Here is an 18,811-nt window from a genome sequence, read left to right as displayed (position 1 = left end):
GGCGGTAAGCCGAAAAACACAATTTCCCGGGCGCTTTTCGCGCCCGGGAATGCGAAGAGGAACAAATCAGAAACGCCCTGCACCTAACTGCGTTTTTCCCAGCGGCCTCGACCTCCGCTTTGACGGGCTGATCTCCAAGGGCAAGTCGGTCGTGGATGGCGATTGCGAGCCGGAGCAGAAGTTTCGCCGCGCCGTCGATGCCTTCCTGCGATTTGTCGAGGACGAACCGGATGCCGCTCGCGTGCTGCTAACGATCCCGTCCGGTGATCCCGCGGCCGCGCGGGTTTCGCGCGAGGTTCAGGCCGGCGCTTCCGCGGGAATAGCAGCCCTGCTTGTCGCGTTCATGCCGGGCAGCCCCGTGTGGCGCCTGCGCGCCACCTCCGAGTTTCTCAAGGAAGGCCTGCACGCACTTGCCGTTTGGTGGCTCGAAAATCCTGGCAAAACACGCGATGAGATCGTTGACGTCGTCATGCGTCTTGTTTGGCCCGGCCTGCAAGCGGGAGCCCAAACGACGGAAACTCCGTAGCCGACCCGACGCCTGCCCTACAATGGCGCATCTGGAAGCATCCCCGCCAATCTCCTTTGCGAACCGCGTGCAAGACTTCTGGGCGAACGTGTCGCATCCATTGTCGTTCCGACGCAGGAACTCTTCGCACCGTCGGGTCGTTCTTCAAATCTAGCAGACCGGCGGATTGCCTGAAGGTTTGACGCTCGGTCTTTTTCGATCCGAAAAACAGGGGAGACTGGGCATGCAAGTGCGCGAAACGATGACACGCGACGTGCGCATCGCCAATCCAGGGGAAACTCTCCAGCAAGCTGCTCAGGTGATGGCCGAGCTTGATGCCGGTGTGCTGCCCGTTGGTGAGAACAATAGGGACCGGGTCATGCTCGATGTTGCCGATTTCACCCGCGCCCGGCGGCACATGGTGGAAACCCAACTCAAATGGCGCGGCGTGCGTGATCCAGCGGCCTTGATGGCGACGCACCGCCACTTTTCGAACGGTTGCCGAGCCAGGAAGGAGAAATGCAATGCCAGACAAGAAGACCATCGAGAAGGCGCGAAAGGACAAGCGCCAAGGCAAGTCGCCGAGCACCCAGGCTGGCGAATTCGTTCATGAGGAGATCGAGAAGGTCCGGCGCGGCGAGCATGGCGCGCGCTCGACCAAGCAGGCGATCGCCATCGGCCTATCGGAAGCACGTCGCGCTGGGGTTGATCTGCCGCCGCCCAAGAAAGGCAAGGTCAAGGAGAGCACGCGCAAGAGCGCCGAATACGCCTACGAAGTCGGCCAGGGCGAGCGCACGCCGAAGCGCCGCCCGAAGGTCTCGAAGGCTGTGTCCGAGGTCCTCGAACACGAACCGAAGAACACGGCATCGCATGAGGCTCTCTCACGGCAGACCAAGCGCGCGGCATCACACCGGACGGCGGAAGAACGCTCGGCTGCGGCGAAGAAGGCAGGCGAGACGAAGGGCCCGTCCGGTCGCTCGGCCGCGGCACGCAAGGCTGCCGAAACCCGTGCGCGGAAGACCTAGAACACGTCACGGACAACCTTTCGCTTTCCCGGAGCTTGGCAGGCAGTTCCACCGAGATATCGCGAGACCAGATCCCAATCCTGGACCTGCTCAATGTGCTCCCGTGCGCGTCCCAGTCGTCAAATGCTTCCCACGAGCTGCGTGCACCACAAAAGCCCACAGACACCGATCCATGGAACCCCCACGCATTCTTCCCGTTTCAATTCGTGCTTCCACAAAACCATCACGCCATTTGAGCGGATAATCCTGAACGCCGAGGGTTCCGTGACCGAAGCGAAGGTTCGTAATTTCACCATCAACTTTGGGCCGCAACACCCGGCAGCGCATGGCGTCCTGCGGCTTGTGCTCGAACTCGACGGCGAAGTGGTCGAGCGCGTCGATCCGCATATCGGACTGCTGCACCGCGGCACTGAAAAACTGATCGAGCACAAGAACTACCTTCAGGCACTCCCCTACTTTGATCGGCTCGACTATGTCGCCCCGATGAATCAGGAGCACGCCTTCTGCCTTGCGGCTGAGAAATTGCTCCAGATATCGGTTCCGCGACGCGGGCAGCTCATCCGCGTCCTTTTCTGCGAAATCGGGCGGCTGCTGTCGCACCTGCTCAACGTCACGACGCAAGCAATGGACATCGGCGCTCTGACGCCGCCGCTGTGGGGCTTCGCCGAGCGTGAGAAGCTGATGGTTTTCTACGAGCGTGCTTCCGGCGCCCGGATGCACGCCAACTATTTCAGGGTTGGCGGCGTGCATCAGGATCTACCACCGGAACTTCTCGAGGACATCTGGAATTTTTGTGACCCTTTCCTCAAGGTCTGCGACAATCTCGATGAACTGCTGACTGGCAACCGGATTTTCAAGCAGCGAAACGTTGACATCGGAACGATCGGTTTGGACGACGCCTGGGCATGGGGCTTTTCAGGCGTGATGGTGCGCGGTTCCGGAGCCGCCTGGGATTTGCGCAAGGCCCAGCCCTACGAATGCTATCCCGAGATGGATTTCGACATTCCCGTCGGCAACAACGGGGATTGCTACGACCGCTATCTGGTTCGAATGGAGGAAATGCGCCAATCCGTCCGGATCATCAAGCAGTGTTTGGAAAAGTTGCGGCTGCCGGCGGGCCAAGGACCAGTCGCGATTCCCAATCAAAAGATCACGCCGCCAAACCGTTCCGAAATGAAACGCTCCATGGAAGCGACTATCCACCATTTCAAACTCTACACCGAAGGCATCCGTGTCCCCACTGGGGAGGTATATGCGGCTGTCGAAGCACCAAAGGGCGAGTTCGGCGTCTATCTGATTTCAGATGGCGGCAATGTCCCGTATCGATGCAAAATTCGGGCCCCATCCTTTGCCCACCTGCAGGCGATGGATTTCCTGTCCAGAGGCCACATGATCGCCGATGTGTCGGCAATCATCGGCTCGCTCGACATCGTGTTTGGAGAAATCGATCGTTAGCGCGGAATGTCAGGTGGCAAGCTGGCCGCGCGATCGAGGTCGGTGATGAGAGCAATGGTCCTTGTCTCGCTTTGGCTGGGAGCCATGCTGCTCATCCCGAGCGGCGCGCATCTTTTAGAGATACCGCACAGGCTCGTGACGGATCGGGCAGATCATCCTTGATGCAATACTCGCCGTCCTGTTGCTGCGAACGAAACGCCGGGCGGTCTACGGCGCAATGTCTCCGCTGTGCTCATCGGGTGCGGCCTGATCGTGTTCTTCCTGTGGATCCAGCCCACCAATGTCGCGACCTCAAACTGGACGACCCAGCCACCGCAATGGGAAAGGCTCCGGCAGCGCTGGGAATACGGTCATCTCGCAAATTGCGGTTCTGACGCTTTTCGCTTTCGGCGGCATCAGTTACACGGCAACGAGGGTGGCTTGGCACGAATGATCGTCAAAGGATCATCTTCGTCGCGCAGACGGGAGCAGAACATGAATTCTATTCTGCGCCGGCGATTCAATGTGAAGCGACCATGTGAATCATCGCCCAGATCAGCACTGCGAGGACGGCCACATCCGCCAGCGGCTTGGCGGCTAACCCGTACAGGCCGACCGAAGCGCCATCCTGACATCTCTTTGTATTTTCGCGATTATTCGGCGCAAACCTTGGAGCAACAGGAAAGCATTGTCCTTTCGGCCTCATCCATCATCGCGAGATCTGGCAGGAAAGCCTGCGCTCGACGCCCTCGATAGTTGGAGGAAGTATCCGAGCTGCTTTTACCTGCTGCAAACGGATAATATCACTAATTCCCATCCTTAAGTCAGCCTTAATACGTTTGGCGCTATATTAAGGAAAGCGCTCTAAACTTCCTGCGGAATCAGCGTAGGGGGCGGAATTGGTCCAATTGCACCAATGTTTTACCTGAAGCCATTGAAGGATGTTAGCGTCAGGACCAAGCTCTCGCTGGGCTTTGGTCTGGCGTTGTTGTGCGTCCTGGCAGTAGGGCTATTTGGCGTGAATCAGCTGCGATCTCTCAATGAAATCACAGGTGAGATCACAGGCGTTTGGTTGCCGCAGGTCCAGGTCGTGGAGGAGATGAAGCGCAATCTGGCGGAACATCAGCTCTATGCGACGCTGCGCATGCGCACCGACGATACCCGACAGCTGCTGCGCATCGATGACGAGATGGCGAGGGAGAGCGACGAGATTCTGAGGGGTCGGCGTGCCTACCGTAGGAGCGCCGGATCGCGCGCCGAGCAGGAACTGTTCGATCAGTTCGTTTATCTGTGGACGGCCTATCAAGACTCCCTGACATCCATTTTCCCGCTCCTGGAAACAGAGGGGCCAACAAAGGCCCTTAAAGAGTTCGAGACGGTATCGCTGCCGACCGTCGCCGAGGCGGCGCAGCGGCTGGACGGCTTGCTGGCCCTCACCAATCAGCGCAGCACGGCTGTCGCAGCCATGGCGGATCGCACCTACACCATCGCGCAGCGGCTGACCTGGGCCGCGATTGCCTTTGCCGCCGTGTGCCTCGGCGGGCTTGTCGCCTGGATTCGACACAATGTCAGCAAGCCGATCCTCACGGTGAGCGAGGCGATGCATCGCCTAACACTGGGTGACCGCCGCTCAACCCTCGTCGCACCCAAAAGGGATCGCCGGGACGAGATCGGGGTGTTGTTCTCGGCCTTTGCCGGCTACCGTGCCAGCCTGGAGCGCAGTGATGCCTTGGCCCGCGAGGCGGAGTTGGAACGGCAGCATCTGGCCGCGGCAGCAGCAAACATGCCGGTGGGTCTGTGCATGTTCGATGCCGAGCGGCGGCTGGTTTTTTGCAACCAGGCCTACGCTGACCTCTATCACTTGCCGGAGACCCTGACCCGTCCAGGCTCGCATTGGGCCGATTTGAAGCGGTTCCGGATAGCCGCGGGGCTCTATGTCGGCCTGGAGCCTGAAAGATATCTGGAAGAACTCTCGGCGACGATCGACCGTGCCGAGCGCGTCGTGAGCCTCGTCGAACTCCGGGACGGGCGCACAATCGACCTCATCCACCAGCCGCTGCCAGGCGGCGGATGGCTTGCCACGCACCACGACGTGACCGATTTGCGGCGTAGCGAGGCCCGCATCTCGCACATGGCCCGCCACGACGGGCTTACCGATCTTCCGAACCGTACATTGTTCCACGAACGCGCCGAGGAAGCTCTGATCGAGATGAGCCGGCAGAACGGCAAGGTCGCCGTCCTTTGCCTTGATCTCGATCATTTCAAGACGGTCAACGACACGCTGGGGCATCCGATTGGTGACGCCCTGCTGAAGGAGGTCGCCGCCAGGCTGAGGCGCGTCCTCCGTGAAGGCGACACGGTAGCCAGGCTCGGTGGCGACGAGTTCGTGATCATTCAAAAGGGGACCGATCAGCCGGTCGAGGCCACTGCCCTTGCTCAAAGGGTCATAGACGCGCTGAGCGCGCCTTACATCGTCGATGGACATGGGGTTATGATCAGCGCCAGCGTCGGCATTTCGATTGCGCCGGACGATGGCGAGAACGCCGATCAACTGCTCAAGAACGGTGACATGGCGCTCTACCGGGCAAAGGCGGACGGACGCAGAACATATAGGTTCTTCGAGCCGGAAATGGATGCCCGCATGCAGGCGCGGCGGTTTCTCGAACTCGATCTGCGCGAGGCGGTGGGACGGGAGCAGTTCGAGATCTATTACCAACCGCTCCTCAATATCGACCGCGGCGAGGTCAGCTGCTTCGAGGCGCTGCTGCGCTGGCACCACCCGAAGCGTGGCATCGTCTCTCCGGCAGAGTTCATTCCCCTGGCCGAGGAGATCGGCCTCATCGTCCCGATCGGTGACTGGGTGATCAAGCAAGCGTGTCTCGACGCAGCAGGCTGGCCCAAAGGCATCAAGGTTGCCGTCAACCTGTCGCCGACGCAGTTTCGCAGCACACGCTTGCTTTCGACGATCGTCGAGGCACTGGATGCCTCGGGGCTGCCCGCGAGTCAGCTCGAGCTTGAGATCACCGAGACGGTGCTACTGGCCAACAGCCCGGCGACGCTCGCGCTGCTGCAGCAGATCCACATGCTGGGGGTGCATATTGCGATGGACGACTTCGGAACCGGATATTCGAGCTTGAGCTATCTGCGCTCTTTCCCGTTCGACAAGATCAAGATCGACCAGTCCTTCGTGAGGGATGCCGATGACGTCGACAGCTCGGTTGCCATCATCCGGGCCGTCACGAGCCTTGGCAACAGCCTCGGGATACAGACCACCGCCGAAGGAGTTGAGACAGCGGAACAGCTCGAGCGGGTACGAAGAGAAGGCTGCACCGAGGCACAGGGTTTCCTGCTCAGTCGGCCGCTACCTGCTCGGGAAATCCCCGCAATGCTGGAGCGTACGCGCGCCGTCGTGGCTGGCGACATCATCGAGCCTGCACCCGAAATGACGGCCGAGCGGAAAGATCGGCGCCGCAAGAGCGCGTTGTAGGTAGTCGCCCATAGTTGCAGCCGCGCGAGAAGCTCGGCCTATCAGTCAGAAGACAAAGCTCGGCGGAGCGAGCCGGAGCGCCCGCCGGAGCGCTCGTTCATCGTCAGATCAGCTGCGATGCGAGACACCTTTCCGTTGAGTTCCGGCGTGGTGCGCTGATTGAAAGCGGAAAGGCGAAGGACCGCCTTCTGGCCGAGTTGAACCTGGTCGATGTCGGGCGGCGCGATCCGATGAAGCCGCCTTGATATCCAGGTATGGGGCCGGAACAAGAACTATTCCCTCAGACACGCTATGGCTGAACGAAACGCGAAGGCCATCCACATGAGGAAGTGATAAAAGAGCAATTTGACGATCGATCCGATCGGACGGAGAAATCTGGAAAAACAACAGCCGGGACGATGCGCATGAGCGACGAAACCGACGATGACACCGATATCGTGAATCAGCTCGCCTATGTCAGAGCCGACCCAACCCAGCACGACACGCTTACGCTTCTTGCGATGATCGATGCCGCGATTGCCGAGATCATGAGCTTGAGGATGAAGCTGCGGCTGAGCGAGGAACGGAATGGCGGGAGCAGCCAGCTCCAATAGCTGGCCGGAACGGGAATGAACGGCGACGCGAAGCCTGGTCCGCGTCCGCCATCATCCGCCGGCCGCCGGCCCGAGCGCACCATTGCCGCTCGTCGCCATGGAGACGTCGAGGCCGCGGCCTGCTTAGCAGGCCACGGAGGCCTCGGCGAGCAAGCCTGATTCGGCCGCCAGCCGCAATTCCATCAGCCACCAGGCGTCGTAGAACTTGCTTACGAAGCAGCGGTCCGCGCGTCTTCGCTGCTCTCCTTCGTCACCGCGATTCCGCCGGCATCTTGCGGCACGCTGTTTACGGCTTGCTGAAGTTTCGAGCGGGTTTCCTCCAGATCAAGCTCCTTCTCGGCCTCACGCATGGCGTCGTCGAACTGCCTGCGGAAATCGCCGAGATACCGGTTGACCGTCTTCATAGTCGCGCCAAGCGAGCGCATCACACTTGGAAGCTCTCCTGGCCCGAAAACAACCAGCGCCACAACGAAGATGACAACAAGATGGTCCCAGCCAAGTCCGAACATCGGTAAGTCCCATGGCGCCTTTGACGGCGCCGGCAGAAGCCCAGCCTGACCACCATCATAGCGCCCCGCCCGCGTCATTCCAGTATGCGGTGGTGCAATGCTGTTCACAGTTGCTTCGCCCGGCAGGCTGCCGGCGTTAAATGCCGCAAAGGTGAACGTCGGACGGCTCAGCCTTAGTCCGCGTCGGCCATCATCTGCCGCCCACCAGCCCACGCGCGCCATTGCCGCTCGTCGCCATGGAAGACGTTGAGATCGATGCGGCCGGTGACGCCGTGCGACAGGCCGGAGCCGGAATATTGCCAGAACAGCCATTTGCGGTCGGGATAGACCTTTGACGGGTGTCTCGCCACCGCACGCAGCCAGAACGGGTAGTCGAGGAAAGCGCCCTGGAGATTGTCGCGATAAAAATCCGGCGCGGTGTAGATGATCGGACGCTGGCCATAGTGACGCTCCAGCTTGTCCATGAACACCTGCATCTTCTCCAGGACCTTTTCGCGCGACGGCCGCCGCTGGCAGCTGGAGTCGCCGTTCCACTCGACATCGATCACCGGCGGCAAGGCGCCTTCGACCTTCGGCACGTTGCGGATGAACCAGTCGGCCTGCTCGCCGGCGGTTCGGCACCAGTAGAAGAAGTGATAGGCGCCGCGCTTCAGCCCGGCCGCGTCGGCGCCGCGCCAGTTCCTGGTGAACATCGGATCAAGATGGTCGCCGCCATCGGTCGCCTTGATGTAGGCGAAGTTGGCGCCCTGGGCGCGTAGCTTCTCCCAATTCACATTCCCTTGCCAGCGCGACACGTCGACCCCGTGCACGGCAAGATGCCGGGGCGAGGAGCGGCCGAAATTGATCGGTTTGGCATCGCGAAAGCCATAGCGCGTGATCGGCCCGGCAAGCATGGGCGGGGCCGCCCGCGACAAAAGTTTCGGGGGCGAGACCAGGGCTGCCGGCTCGACCGGCGGATCGACGCTGTCGGGTAATTCGGGCGCCGGAAACGCCGCCGTTTCCTCCTCCGCCAGGCCAAAGGGGCGAACAGTGTCGTCCACGGGCGCGGGCTCGGTCCGCTTGCGCGCATTGTTGGACCTTTTGACGGGGACGGATGCGATCGGCGCGCTTGGCCGCACCACCGAACTGGTGGTCTCGTTCGACGGCTTCTGCACATCGAGCGCGTCCATGCCCGATGTCGACGAGCAGCCGGCAAGGCACAGTGATGCGATCACGAAACTGATGACGCCTGGTAACCGCATCTGGACCTGTACTCGAAACACAACAGACCGAAGGCGACGGCCGACGGACAACCAGGCTCAGTTATGAACGAGAAATTACCAATAAAGTTTGAATCAAGTTTTTTACCAAACCTGTGACCCATTTCAGACATCCGCCGTCGATGGCGGCCCAAGCCTTGACAGCGCCATGATGTGGCTGTTGAGAGCGGTATGCGGCGTTCTCAGCCGACGTTTCCCGCGAGCCCAAAAAAGGCGCCCGATGATTGCGTTGCAGCGATTTCTCCTGGTCCTCCTGCTCGCGGCCCTCTCCTGGAGTGGCGCCCTCATGGTGGGGACGGCGCATGCCAGCGGGCTGGTCGTCGTTCCACCCGGCAATCGCTCCGAAACGCAACCGCCAATCCCGGATGCATCCGCGACGCGTACGCACGCCTTCAAGACCACCTACGCGGAAAAATACGAGAAGATCGTCGCGCTGCTGAAGCGCGAGAAGAAACTGGTGGCGCACATCAAGCAGGTGGCGGCCGCCTACGATATCGATCCCATCCATATCGTCGGCGCGCTTGTCGGCGAACACACCTACAACGTCACCGCCGTCGGCTCGGTGCAGACTTACTATGTGAAGGCACTGTCCTATTCCGGCCTCGACTTTGCCTTCCGCTACAAGGGCGTGCCGGTGCAGACCTTTGTCCAGCGGCCGGAGTTCGCGGCCTGCGCCGAGGCCAAGGACAGTGCCGCCCTGTGGAGTTGCCGCGACAAGGTTTGGGTCGAACATTTCCGTGGCAAGAGCGTCGATGGCGTCGCCTACGAGGCCATGACCTTCCAGCAGGCGTTCTTCCAGCCCTTCTTTGCCGGCCAGACATTCGGCCTTGGCCAGATCAGCCCGTTGACCGCGCTTGAAGTGACGGACCTGGTCAACAGGGTGAGCGGCTATGACAAGCTGACGCCAGATCATCCGCAGGCGATCTATCGCGATGTTATGGATCCGGACCGCAGCATCGTCTACATCGCGGCGATCGTGCGCGACGCCATCGACGCCTACAAACAGGAGGGCTTCGACATATCGGGCAATCCGGGCGTAACGGCCACGCTCTATAATGTCGGCCAACCCCGGCAGCGAGCGGCCGACCTGCGCGCGGCAGCCGCCAGTGGAAAGGGCCGCAAGCGGCCGGTGGAGAATTATTACGGCTGGCTCGTCAACGACAAGCTCGACGAACTCAGGAGCCTGCTCGACAGCGGCAGCTGAGAGACGCTTTTATCAAGGAGCTTGCGTGCAGTCGTTCATCGACCAGAGCGTTTGTTTCATCGAAAACCATCAGGCCTGGGCAGGCGTCGTGGTCGGGCTGCTGGCATTCGGCGAGTCGCTGGTGCTGATCGGCATCCTCTTGCCCGGCACCACGGTCCTGGTCATCGTCGGCGGTCTAGTGGGCGCAGGCATTGTCCAGCCTTTGCCCGTTCTTCTCGCAGCGATGGTCGGTGCGGCGCTCGGCGACACCGTCTCCTATTTCCTTGGCAAATGGCTCGGACGCGGTGTCGTCCATAAATGGCCGCTCAATCGCTGCCGCCGCGAGATTGCCCGGGCGCGGCTATTCTTCCATCGTTATGGCTTCGCGGCCGTTTTCGTCGGCCGCTTCTTCGGCCCGGTCCGCGCCACCGTGCCGCTGGTCGCGGGCATGATGGGCATGAACCGCCACCGTTTCCAGATCGCCAACATCCTGTCGGCGGTCATCTGGGCTCCAGCCGTGCTGTCGCCGGGATGGCTGGTGGCCAAGGGAGCCGGCAGTCTCCCCGAGCTCGATGCGACCAGCCTGTTCGGCATGGCGACGATCGCTGCTATCGCCTTGGTCATCATCGCGGTGGTCGCGGTCAAGCTGCGCGGCAGGCGCCAGCCTAGCCGCGCTTCCTGAACACGCCGATCATCGGTCCCAGATTCCAGTAATCGTCGTTACGGCCGATGGCCGGGGCGAGCAGGCTTGAAATCGAGCCGTCGAGGAACAGCGCATTGTCGCAGCCGAGCGCATCGCGAAAGAGCCGGGCGAATCCATGGAACGTCACCGCGCCATTCGAAATGGCAAAGACCGCGACACCGTCCTTTCGCACGCCGACACCGTCGCGGGTCTTGCGCGAGGTGCTGTCGGACTGGAATTTCGGATGAAGCTGGCCGTCGATGACCAGCATCGGCCCGGATTGCGTCGCATAGTCGGTGGGCGGCCGCTTCCTGACGAAGTCCCTCGTCGCCCGGACCGTGGCCTTGCCGCCGCTGATGTAGAAGATGCCATTCGGCTGCAGCGAAAAATTGCCGGTTCCCGATCCCGTCTTCACGTCAGCCATTTCCTGGCCTCGCTCGATATAGAGGCCGACCGGCCTGAGGTCGGGGTGATACATGCCGGCATTGATGGCAAACAGCATTGTGCGGCCGGCCGCGCGCTGGGCATTGTCGAGATTGTGCAGCGACTGAAAAGGTTTACCGGCTGGATCCTTCCAGAACAGCTCGATCGAATAGCGTTTCGGGTCGACCTCGCAGACGAGATAGCTGGCCGCCTCAAAGGCAAAATCGCGGCACGGTGGCACCGTTGCGAACCATTGGCCGAACGCCATCATCGTGGCGATCGCCTGCGGCAGCGCGGTCTTGGCGAAGGTCGCCAACAGCGGGACGGCGTTGAGAAGTGTCGGAAAATCCATGCGCCTACCGGATCGCCAGCTTCAATGAGCGGACGTGGATAGCATCGCTGGACGCCACTATGGAAGACGGATTGAAGAGAGCGCGGACACGGTCCGGATGCGGCGGCGCGGAGACTATTTGACAGCGCTGACCAGCTGTTCGTCGCCGCCAAGGATGGAAACCCAGTGCCCGGTGTTGTCGCTCGCCTGCCTTTTCAGGTAGCCGTAGCTGGTCTGGTTCCAGAGGCGGACCTTGTCTGTCAGGTTGTCGAGGATGAAGTCGCCCTTGTCGGTGCGCACTGTCAGCACGGCATGACCTTCGCCGTCGGGCTTGCGCACCACCGTCATCAGGAGATTGGCAATGGCAATGCCCAAACTGCTGAGTTCGCGGCGCTTTTCCAGCGCGTAATCCTCGCAATCACCAAAGCCGTTGTCGGGATAGGCCCACCATTCCTCCTTGCCGTAATTGTCGAGGTCGCTCATCGGCTTGACGCGCGTGTTGACGGAGAGATTCACGGCCGTGATCTCGTGCAGCAGCTTGCCGGTCATATGTTCCGGCGCGCTGTCGTGGGAGCGGATGGAGCATTCCGCGACATGGATCTTGCAAAAATCATAGTGGCCGATCGGCTGGGAGGTCGAGCCACCGATAACCATGGACGCGGGCGCGGAATAGGCGAAACTCGCCGCCGAACAGAAAGCGGTCAGCGCAGCCGCCAGCCCCAGCCCCTTCGCCTTGCGGCGCCAACCTGTCGAGGATGCCATGCGGCCCCGCCCATCGTTTTTGTTAACGGAACGTTAAGGGCGGTTATGTCCCGAAGTCAATGAACGCGGCTGATCACATCTTTGCTGGCGCCGCACGGGCCTTCGGGGGTTGCAGGGGCGCAACACCAGGATTCAGGTTCCCAGGCTAGGCCAGCCATCCCATCGCCACACCGAGCAGCAGGACGACACCGAGCAGGCCACGGTAGATGACGAAGGGCCAGGCGGAGAACCGTTCCAGCACGCGCATCAACCCCCAGATGGCGAAGAAGGCGGAGATCGAGGCGACGACCAGCCCCGTGGCAAGAACCGACCACCCATGGGCATCAAGGTGAACCTTGTGCAGTTCCCACAGTTCCTTCAGACCGGCCAGCGCGATCGCCGGCAGCCCGAGCAGGAACGAGAAGCGCGCCGCCTCGGCCCGTTTGAAGCCGAGCCCCAATGCCGCCGTCAAAGTTGAGCCCGAGCGTGAGACGCCGGGTATCAGCGCGCCGATCTGGGCGATGCCGACCAGAAGGGCGTCGGCGAGCGACGCTTCGCCCATGGTGCGGCGGTGGCGGGCGAAAATCTCGGCCAGCGCCAGCAGGACCGCCATGACGATGCAGGCCCATCCGATCACGCTCAGGCTGCGCAGCGGCGAATTGCAGGTGTTAAGAACGCCTGACAGCGCCACGCCGGCAATGACGATCGGGATCGTCGCCAGCACGATCCAGGAAGCCAGCCGAAAGTCGCGGTCCGCGAAATCGCGCCGCACGAGAGCCCCGAGCGAGCCGAACACGAGTTCCCTGACATCGACCCAGAAATAACTGATGACGGCGGCGAGCGCGGCAAGCTGCATGGCCGCGGAGAAGGCGGAGCCGGGATCCTGCCAGCCAAGCACCGCCGGCACGATGCGCATGTGGGCGGTCGAGGAAATCGGCAGCAATTCGGTGATGCCCTGAACGAGGCCGAGAAAGGCGACCTTGGCATATCCCAGGCCGACAAAGCCCGTATCCACGCCCTGAGTGCAGATGTCAGCCATGTCGGGTTCCGTGTGTGAGAGATCTAGCTTGCGCAGGTGTTACCGGCGTCGGCCGGTCCCGCGCAAGCCTTACCGTCATGGATCGGATAATCAATTTACGGATTTGTAAGCTGGCGCCGTGCGTCGAAATACGTCGTCCGGGACCGGCCCAAGAGGCCGGCCGGTGTTCTCATGGGATAGAACGGCAAGCAATTACGGGCACAGCCAGGGTTTCTGGCAGGTCCTGGCGATCACATGGGCCGGGGGAACGAAAGGTTCCTCGGCCGATGGTCGGCGCACCCGTTCGAGCAGCATGCGTACCTGTTCCGGGCGCACACGGTCGCGCTCCATCACAAGCAGGACCATCGGATCGCTCAAAAGCTCGTCCAGGGTGCTGATGCTGTCGTTCATCCGTCGTCTCCTCGAATGCCGGCCCGCGCAGCATAGATAGGACGCAAAGATGGCCCGCCAATGACGTTTTGCCGGCTATCGCGTGTCGATTTGGATTAATTTTTTGTCATGACTGGACGACTTCGTCCTCTCCCTGCAGGAAAAGGGGGGCGGTTACGGAGGCGGAGCGCCTTCATATTGCGGCAGGCCGTCGTCAAGCACCAACCAGGGCTGCTTCGAGCCGGTCCAGATATGCATCCGCGGCCGAAACAGCGAAGGGTCGTCGAGCGATCCGGTGGTGATACCGATGATGCCGGCGGAATCGCGACGCGAAAACATCGTCGTGCCGCAGTTCGGGCAAAAGCCGCGCTGGAGATCCGGCGAGGTGTTCACAGTCGCAAGCGGTCCTTCGATCGTCACATCATCGATGCGAAACAGCACGCGCGCGTTGAAGGCAGCGCCGATCGCCTTCTGGCAAAGCCGGCAATGGCAGATGCGTTCATTGACGGGAACCACGTCGGCGCGATAGCGCACCGCTCCGCACAAGCACCCGCCCTGATATCCAGCCATCGTCCTGATCCAATCTCGGAGAGAGTAATCGACAGGCTAGCGGCGGAACCGATTGGGTCAATTGAAAAGCTTTGATACAAGGTCATCGATTATGATGATGCGGATGGAACGGAAGCCATGACGCCGGATATCGAAACCATCGGCATTGCGGACCTGTTCGGGCCGCCCTCGCCTACGCGCGAGCGCACCGACGCCAGGATCATGGCCGCCGCCTCGGGCATCGGTTTCATGGCGGTCCGCGATTTTCCCGGCGATGACTGGCTGACGCCGGACAAGCGTGCGCAATTGCTGCGCATCTTCGAGCTTCCCGATGCCGAGAAGCAGAAACTGCTGCGCTGGAATTTCGACCGCACCAAGAAGAATTTCTACCGCGGTTGGTTCCCGCTGCAGCCGCGAGCCGTTTCCTACAAGGAAGGCATCGACATGGGGCCCGACCTTGCCGATGCGACGCGTGTTTTGGCCTCCGACGATCCTTTGCGCGAGCCAACACCTTTGCCGGCCGAAAATGCCCTGCCCGGCTGGCGCTCCGCGGCGGCCGACTACTATCGCGCGATGGAGACGGTCGGCAACGCGCTGATGCGGTCGATCGCCCGCGGGCTTGGCCTGCCGGAGACGATCTTCGATGCCTATTTCGAACAGGGCATCTCGACGCTGCGCCTGATCCGCTATCCCCTGCGTGACATCAATGCCGGCGTCGACGCTGGTGGCCCGCAGGTCACGGTGGTCCATAAGGGGGAAACGCGCACCATCATCGGCGGCGAACATGCCGATTCAGGCTTCGTCACTTTACTGGCACAGGACGGCGTCGACGGCCTGCAGGCAAAAAACCTCGCCGGCGAGTGGGTCGACGTGCCGCCTGCCAACGGCACGCTGGCGGTCAATTTCGGCCAGTTGCTGGAGCGCTGGACCGGCGGCCGCGTCCGAGCGACGCGGCACCGGGTGATTGCGCCGAAGACGGTGCGTTTTTCGATCCCGTTTTTCTACGAGCCGCGCGTCGATGCCGAGATTGCTCCGTTGCCACTGTGCGGCACGGAACCTTTCGAGCCGTTTCTTTATGGCGACTATCTCTGGGATTCGGCGACGAATTTCGTCGAGATGAGCGGCATCAAGCATCTCAGGCAGCCCCGTCGGGCACGGGCCTCCTGAACAGACACCGGCCATCTCGTGGGAGACAGCCGGCGGCAGCTCGTCATTTCGTTTCGCTGACCACCTCGTCCCAGCTCTTCACCTTGGTTTCGCCGTTGAGGAACGGCAGCGCGGCGGCCGTCAGTTCCGGAGCGAAGAAGACGTCATAATGGGTACGGTTGGGCAGGATCGCCAGGCGGTTCTGCGACAGGTTCTCACGCATCCAGCCGGCATCCTTCAGTCCGCCGCCGAGCATCTGGTAGAACTTGATCTCGTGCTCGGGCTTGTACATGTCGCTGTCGCCATAAGCCAGCATGACGGGCATCTTCAGTTTGGCAACGTCAGCCGAGAAGTCGTAGTTCTGACGCATGAAATTGCCAAGCGCGTCGAGCAGTTTCGGAAAATCTTCCGGGTGCGGCGCCACGGCGACGTAGGATTTGTACATCGGCGTGTCCTTCATGAATTCGGCCGCGGCCGCGCTCACCTGTGCCTGTTGCGGACGCATCTCGTCATAGAAGCCGTCGGCGGCATAGCCGGTCGAGACCAGGACAAGGCGCCGCACGGTCTCGGGATGCTGGACCGCCATGCGGAAGGCCACCCCGCCGCCCAGCGAATAACCCATGACGTCGACCTTGTCGTAGCCGAGCGCCTTCACGACAACGGCCATGTCGTCGCCAATCGCTTCCAGACTGAATGGCCGGTCGCCGAGCGACGTGCGGCCATGGCCCTGCAGGTCAACGCCGATCACGGTGCGGTTCTCGGCAAGCTTGGGCAGGATCGGCGCGAACATATCGATGGAGCCGAGACCGCCATGCAAGAGAAGCAGCGGCTCGCCCTTGCCGTAGACGGCATAATAATAGTTCAGGCCGTTGATCGGCAGCAGGTCGGACTTTTCCGGCTTCGGAAGTTTCGTTTCGGTGGTCATGGCAGGTTCCTCTGCATTGGTGGTGCCCGGACAGCCGAGAAGCGCTGCAAACGAGGCAAGAATGGCGAAAAGCAGGGTCTTGGACATATCGATCTCCTCTCGTGCGCTGGCGTCAGAGCGTTTTGGCGAGGTCTTCAAGCTGGTCGGTACACTGGCCCCAACCCGCGTGAAAACCCATCGCCTCATGCTGTTCGCGGTCGGCGACGCTCCAGTGACGGACGCGGGCGATGTAGCGGGTCTTGCCCTCGCCTTCGTCCTCGAAGGTCAGTACGCCGGTCATGAACGGCTTTTCCGATGGCTCCCATGCCTGTGTATAGGCATCGGTAAAGACGATCTTCTTGCCGGGAACGACTTCCAGGAAAACGCCGGGGTTGGGGAATTCATTGCCGTCAGGGCCGGCCATGACGACAAGGCTTGAGCCGCCGGTGCGCACATCCATTTCGGCGCGCGGCGTCGTCCACGGCTTTGGCGCGAACCACTGCGTCACCAGTTTCGGGTCGGTCCAGCAGCGATAGACGTTCTCGCGCGGCGCATCGATAATGCGGGCGACAACCAGTTCGCGGTCATTGGCGGGGGCGATATCGAGCTTGGTGGTCACGGTGGTCTCCTCGGGTTTCATCTGGCTTCCGTCCCAAGGACGAGCCGGAAGAACGCAACCCGACATGGCCAGCGAAAAAACTCTGGAGATTATTGCTGGGAAGAATGGCGAACCGAGCTCGCGTCAGTGGCGCTTGGCTTGCACCAGATAAGCGTCGATCTCGGTCTCGCCGAGCCACTTGGCTGCTTCCAGACGATGCAGGCCTTCGACGAGTACATGGCGCTTGCCGTCGTGGCGGACCTGGATCGGCGTCTTCATGCCGTTCTCCAGTATGTCCTCGGCGAGATGCCGCACCGTCTCGGGATGCAGCGTCTTCCTGCGCGCAGTCGGCACGTAGATGTCGTCGACCTTGACCTTTTGCACCCTCAGCATGCCTGCCCCCGTGGCGGAACCGCCGCCGTCTTCCCGAGATAGTCGGTTTGTTCAGGAGGGCCAAGGGCGCGGCTAACGAATATCGGCCCGTCCACCGGTTTGCCTCTCGCCACGCGTTTCGCTATGGCGTCTCGCGATCCTAATATAGGCCACAGAACCATGAGCAAATCCCTCGTCACCTTCGTCGGCGTCGCCCATCCCTGGATGTGCGATGTGATGGGACACGTGAATGTGCGCCACTACGCGGCGATGTTCGATGATGCCAGTTTCCAGCTCCTCGGCCATATCGCCGGGCAGGATGGCAGCCAGGCAGCGGCGACCGGGTGGGCCGATGTGCGCACCGAGATCGACTATCGTCATGAAACGAAAGCCGGCTCGCTGATTACCATCCGTTCGCATGTTGTGAAGATCGGCCGCACCTCCGTCACCTTCGAACAGGTCATGTCAGGATCGCTCGACGGCGTCGTCCATGCATCGAGCCGCACGACCAGCGTGCGCTTCGATCTTGCCGCGCGGGCCTCGATGGCGCTCGAAGAGCCGATGCGCAACCGCGCGGCGGCGTTCCTGATCGAATAGGCCGGCTTCGACAGCTCAGCCGTTGTAGATGCGATCCGCCATCGGCGTCTCGGTGATCAGCGTCTGAAGCCCCGAAAGCAACGCCTTCTCGGCCCGGTTCATCGCCTTGTCGGGATTGGTCAGCAGAAAGATGTCGATGGCCGGCGGCGCATCGTAGGGTGGCAGCCGCCATAGCATGCCGTCGCGCACATCGCGCCGTGCGACATGCAGCGGCAGCGGGCCGATGCCGAGCCCCGCCACGATCATGCGCCGCACCTCCTCCAGGCTCGAGGACACGCCGACGACATCGGCGTTCAGCCGGGCTTCGCTGCGCAGCAACGCGACAGGCCTCAACGCGTCCGAAATGTGGTCGGTCTGGAAGGAGACCTGGGGCTCGCCGCGCAGATCCGCCAGTGTCAGTCCGGTTTTCCCGTAAAGCCCGTGCCGCGGGCCGCAGAAGAAACCGAAGAACTCGCGATAGACCATCTGATAATCCAGTGTCGGATCGCGCTGGCTGACCAGGCAGATGCCGAAGGACGCGCGACGCTCCCTCACCTGCTTGGCCACGTCCATGCTTGCCGCGACCGAGATGGTGATCGAGGCGCGCGGGTAGTTGCGGTGGAATTCCGCCAGCGCGCGGTCGAACAGCGGCGAGACGACATGGCTGGCGGTAGCGATCATGACGTGGCCGGTGACATCGTCGCTGATGCCGCGCATCAAGAGCGGCAGCTGCGATATGCTGCCGAAGACCTCGACGCTCTGCTCGTAGACCAGCCGCCCGACCTCGGTGAGTTCGAAGCGCGTCGCATCGCGCTCGACCAGCCGCCGGCCAACGCGGTCCTCCAGGCGCCGCAAAGCGTTACTGACGCTGGGCTGCTTGAGGTTGAGGCGCTCGGCGGCGCGGGTGATGCTTTTCACTTCGGCGATGACGACGAACGTCCGCAGAAGGTTCCAGTCGAGGTCCCAGACCAGACGTTCGGGGCGCGGCAAGGCCATTCCTGATATCTATGCTCCCTATTCCAATTATCTATTTGCGTAATGCTTGCGCAAAAGCAATCATTGCCGTCAGGAGAGCGCCCCAACGCC

At 61.7% G+C, this 18,811-nt stretch carries 21 protein-coding genes and 1 pseudogene; 10 read left to right on the top strand and 12 right to left on the bottom strand.

The genetic code is table 11. The features are described from left to right. Positions 1-49 precede the first annotated feature (49 nt). The 5 genes from FJ958_RS02680 to FJ958_RS02660 all read left to right on the top strand — a co-directional run bounded on the left by FJ958_RS02680 (position 50) and on the right by FJ958_RS02660 (position 6,451). Positions 50-526, top strand: coding sequence for a hypothetical protein (locus FJ958_RS02680; RefSeq protein ID WP_181176257.1), 477 nt, complete (start codon positions 50-52; stop codon positions 524-526). A 223-nt stretch (positions 527-749) separates the two neighbouring features. Further along, a complete protein-coding gene (locus tag FJ958_RS31480; protein ID WP_181176256.1) occupies positions 750-1,118 on the top strand; it encodes a hypothetical protein in 369 nt (122 codons plus the stop codon). Next, a complete protein-coding gene (locus tag FJ958_RS02670) occupies positions 1,030-1,530 on the top strand; it encodes a DUF6496 domain-containing protein (protein ID WP_140739045.1) in 501 nt (166 codons plus the stop codon). The genes FJ958_RS31480 and FJ958_RS02670 overlap by 89 nt, the downstream gene beginning before the upstream one ends. Positions 1,531-1,794: 264 nt before the next feature. Next, entirely contained in the window at positions 1,795-2,985 is a 1,191-nt protein-coding gene (locus FJ958_RS02665) for an NADH-quinone oxidoreductase subunit D (protein ID WP_140739042.1), read from the top strand. Between the two features lie 895 nt (positions 2,986-3,880). Then, the gene (locus tag FJ958_RS02660; RefSeq protein WP_140739039.1) at positions 3,881-6,451 is read left to right on the top strand and encodes an EAL domain-containing protein; all 2,571 of its coding nucleotides are present in this window, start codon (positions 3,881-3,883) and stop codon (positions 6,449-6,451) included. Positions 6,452-6,534: 83 nt separating this feature from the next. Here FJ958_RS02660 and FJ958_RS31880 read toward each other — a convergent pair. Then, positions 6,535-6,681 (bottom strand): annotated as a pseudogene (locus tag FJ958_RS31880) (HlyD family secretion protein); the annotation flags it as partial. A gap of 174 nt (positions 6,682-6,855) precedes the next feature. Between FJ958_RS31880 and FJ958_RS02650 the strand changes: the two are divergent. After that, positions 6,856-7,044 carry a hypothetical protein gene (locus FJ958_RS02650; protein ID WP_140739033.1) on the top strand — a complete coding sequence of 63 codons (189 nt, stop codon included), beginning with the start codon at positions 6,856-6,858 and terminating at the stop codon, positions 7,042-7,044. A gap of 209 nt (positions 7,045-7,253) precedes the next feature. Here FJ958_RS02650 and FJ958_RS02645 read toward each other — a convergent pair whose 3' ends face one another. Both FJ958_RS02645 and FJ958_RS02640 read right to left on the bottom strand, forming a co-directional pair. Next, on the bottom strand, positions 7,254-7,775 hold the full coding sequence (locus tag FJ958_RS02645) for a twin-arginine translocase TatA/TatE family subunit (RefSeq protein ID WP_140739030.1): 522 nt from the start codon (positions 7,773-7,775) through the stop codon (positions 7,254-7,256). Beyond that, positions 7,727-8,794 carry a GH25 family lysozyme gene (locus FJ958_RS02640; protein WP_140739027.1) on the bottom strand — a complete coding sequence of 356 codons (1,068 nt, stop codon included), beginning with the start codon at positions 8,792-8,794 and terminating at the stop codon, positions 7,727-7,729. Before FJ958_RS02640 ends, FJ958_RS02645 begins: the two co-directional genes overlap by 49 nt. Positions 8,795-9,098: 304 nt before the next feature. Here FJ958_RS02640 and FJ958_RS02635 point away from each other — a divergent pair, with 304 nt between their 5' ends. Then, entirely contained in the window at positions 9,099-10,016 is a 918-nt protein-coding gene (locus FJ958_RS02635) for a DUF1402 family protein (RefSeq protein ID WP_246679462.1), read from the top strand. A 25-nt stretch (positions 10,017-10,041) separates the two neighbouring features. Further along, positions 10,042-10,677 carry a DedA family protein gene (locus FJ958_RS02630; RefSeq protein WP_140739021.1) on the top strand — a complete coding sequence of 212 codons (636 nt, stop codon included), beginning with the start codon at positions 10,042-10,044 and terminating at the stop codon, positions 10,675-10,677. Here FJ958_RS02630 and FJ958_RS02625 read toward each other — a convergent pair. From FJ958_RS02625 to FJ958_RS02605, 5 genes are all read right to left on the bottom strand, one after another. After that, positions 10,661-11,452: a phosphodiester glycosidase family protein gene (locus tag FJ958_RS02625; RefSeq protein ID WP_140739018.1), complete on the bottom strand. Its 792-nt coding sequence runs from the start codon at positions 11,450-11,452 to the stop codon at positions 10,661-10,663. The two genes, FJ958_RS02630 and FJ958_RS02625, sit on opposite strands and share 17 nt — an antisense overlap. A 114-nt stretch (positions 11,453-11,566) precedes the next feature. After that, the gene (locus tag FJ958_RS02620; protein WP_140739015.1) at positions 11,567-12,193 is read right to left on the bottom strand and encodes a transglutaminase-like cysteine peptidase; all 627 of its coding nucleotides are present in this window, start codon (positions 12,191-12,193) and stop codon (positions 11,567-11,569) included. Positions 12,194-12,338: 145 nt separating this feature from the next. Further along, positions 12,339-13,211: an undecaprenyl-diphosphate phosphatase gene (locus FJ958_RS02615; protein ID WP_140739012.1), complete on the bottom strand. Its 873-nt coding sequence runs from the start codon at positions 13,209-13,211 to the stop codon at positions 12,339-12,341. Between the two features lie 192 nt (positions 13,212-13,403). Beyond that, complete coding sequence (locus tag FJ958_RS02610) at positions 13,404-13,601, bottom strand: hypothetical protein (RefSeq protein ID WP_140739009.1); 198 nt, start codon at positions 13,599-13,601, stop codon at positions 13,404-13,406. A gap of 153 nt (positions 13,602-13,754) precedes the next feature. Further along, on the bottom strand, positions 13,755-14,150 hold the full coding sequence (locus FJ958_RS02605) for a GFA family protein (RefSeq protein WP_140739006.1): 396 nt from the start codon (positions 14,148-14,150) through the stop codon (positions 13,755-13,757). Between the two features lie 117 nt (positions 14,151-14,267). Between FJ958_RS02605 and FJ958_RS02600 the strand changes: the two genes are divergently transcribed. Continuing rightward, positions 14,268-15,296, top strand: a complete 1,029-nt coding sequence (locus FJ958_RS02600; RefSeq protein WP_140739003.1) for a 2OG-Fe(II) oxygenase family protein — start codon at positions 14,268-14,270, stop codon at positions 15,294-15,296. A gap of 43 nt (positions 15,297-15,339) precedes the next feature. On the opposite strand, the gene FJ958_RS02595 is transcribed toward FJ958_RS02600, so the two are convergent. The 3 genes from FJ958_RS02595 to FJ958_RS02585 all read right to left on the bottom strand — a co-directional run bounded on the left by FJ958_RS02595 (position 15,340) and on the right by FJ958_RS02585 (position 17,170). Then, complete coding sequence (locus tag FJ958_RS02595; RefSeq protein WP_140739000.1) at positions 15,340-16,287, bottom strand: alpha/beta hydrolase; 948 nt, start codon at positions 16,285-16,287, stop codon at positions 15,340-15,342. 25 nt (positions 16,288-16,312) lie between these two features. Then, positions 16,313-16,798: an SRPBCC family protein gene (locus FJ958_RS02590; RefSeq protein ID WP_140739173.1), complete on the bottom strand. Its 486-nt coding sequence runs from the start codon at positions 16,796-16,798 to the stop codon at positions 16,313-16,315. A 123-nt stretch (positions 16,799-16,921) separates the two neighbouring features. Then, a complete protein-coding gene (locus tag FJ958_RS02585) occupies positions 16,922-17,170 on the bottom strand; it encodes a ParB N-terminal domain-containing protein (RefSeq protein ID WP_127320334.1) in 249 nt (82 codons plus the stop codon). 159 nt (positions 17,171-17,329) lie between these two features. On the opposite strand from FJ958_RS02585, the gene FJ958_RS02580 reads away from it, so the two are divergent. After that, positions 17,330-17,746, top strand: a complete 417-nt coding sequence (locus FJ958_RS02580) for an acyl-CoA thioesterase (protein ID WP_140738997.1) — start codon at positions 17,330-17,332, stop codon at positions 17,744-17,746. 15 nt (positions 17,747-17,761) lie between these two features. Here FJ958_RS02580 and FJ958_RS02575 read toward each other — a convergent pair whose 3' ends face one another. Then, positions 17,762-18,721, bottom strand: a complete 960-nt coding sequence (locus tag FJ958_RS02575; protein WP_140738994.1) for a LysR family transcriptional regulator — start codon at positions 18,719-18,721, stop codon at positions 17,762-17,764. Positions 18,722-18,811: the final 90 nt, after the last annotated feature.

This window comes from Mesorhizobium sp. B2-3-5, from assembly GCF_006442395.1.
Taxonomy (GTDB): Bacteria; Pseudomonadota; Alphaproteobacteria; order Rhizobiales; family Rhizobiaceae; genus Mesorhizobium.
This window is presented reverse-complemented; position numbering and strand designations above follow the sequence as displayed.

Bases quoted from the DNA above. Each gene is read 5' to 3' on its own strand.
- FJ958_RS02680 (WP_181176257.1), top strand. From the start codon at position 50: ATGCGAAGAGGAACAAATCAGAAACGCCCTGCACCTAACTGCGTTTTT.
- FJ958_RS31480 (WP_181176256.1), top strand. From the start codon at position 750: ATGCAAGTGCGCGAAACGATGACACGCGACGTGCGCATCGCCAATCCA.
- FJ958_RS02670 (WP_140739045.1), top strand. From the start codon at position 1,030: ATGCCAGACAAGAAGACCATCGAGAAGGCGCGAAAGGACAAGCGCCAA.
- FJ958_RS02660 (WP_140739039.1), top strand. From the start codon at position 3,881: ATGTTTTACCTGAAGCCATTGAAGGATGTTAGCGTCAGGACCAAGCTC.
- FJ958_RS02650 (WP_140739033.1), top strand. From the start codon at position 6,856: ATGAGCGACGAAACCGACGATGACACCGATATCGTGAATCAGCTCGCC.
- FJ958_RS02645 (WP_140739030.1), bottom strand. From the start codon at position 7,775: ATGGCGCGCGTGGGCTGGTGGGCGGCAGATGATGGCCGACGCGGACTA.
- FJ958_RS02640 (WP_140739027.1), bottom strand. From the start codon at position 8,794: ATGCGGTTACCAGGCGTCATCAGTTTCGTGATCGCATCACTGTGCCTT.
- FJ958_RS02635 (WP_246679462.1), top strand. From the start codon at position 9,099: ATGGTGGGGACGGCGCATGCCAGCGGGCTGGTCGTCGTTCCACCCGGC.
- FJ958_RS02625 (WP_140739018.1), bottom strand. From the start codon at position 11,452: ATGGATTTTCCGACACTTCTCAACGCCGTCCCGCTGTTGGCGACCTTC.
- FJ958_RS02620 (WP_140739015.1), bottom strand. From the start codon at position 12,193: ATGGCATCCTCGACAGGTTGGCGCCGCAAGGCGAAGGGGCTGGGGCTG.
- FJ958_RS02615 (WP_140739012.1), bottom strand. From the start codon at position 13,211: ATGGCTGACATCTGCACTCAGGGCGTGGATACGGGCTTTGTCGGCCTG.
- FJ958_RS02610 (WP_140739009.1), bottom strand. From the start codon at position 13,601: ATGAACGACAGCATCAGCACCCTGGACGAGCTTTTGAGCGATCCGATG.
- FJ958_RS02605 (WP_140739006.1), bottom strand. From the start codon at position 14,150: ATGGCTGGATATCAGGGCGGGTGCTTGTGCGGAGCGGTGCGCTATCGC.
- FJ958_RS02600 (WP_140739003.1), top strand. From the start codon at position 14,268: ATGACGCCGGATATCGAAACCATCGGCATTGCGGACCTGTTCGGGCCG.
- FJ958_RS02595 (WP_140739000.1), bottom strand. From the start codon at position 16,287: ATGTCCAAGACCCTGCTTTTCGCCATTCTTGCCTCGTTTGCAGCGCTT.
- FJ958_RS02585 (WP_127320334.1), bottom strand. From the start codon at position 17,170: ATGCTGAGGGTGCAAAAGGTCAAGGTCGACGACATCTACGTGCCGACT.
- FJ958_RS02580 (WP_140738997.1), top strand. From the start codon at position 17,330: ATGAGCAAATCCCTCGTCACCTTCGTCGGCGTCGCCCATCCCTGGATG.
- FJ958_RS02575 (WP_140738994.1), bottom strand. From the start codon at position 18,721: ATGGCCTTGCCGCGCCCCGAACGTCTGGTCTGGGACCTCGACTGGAAC.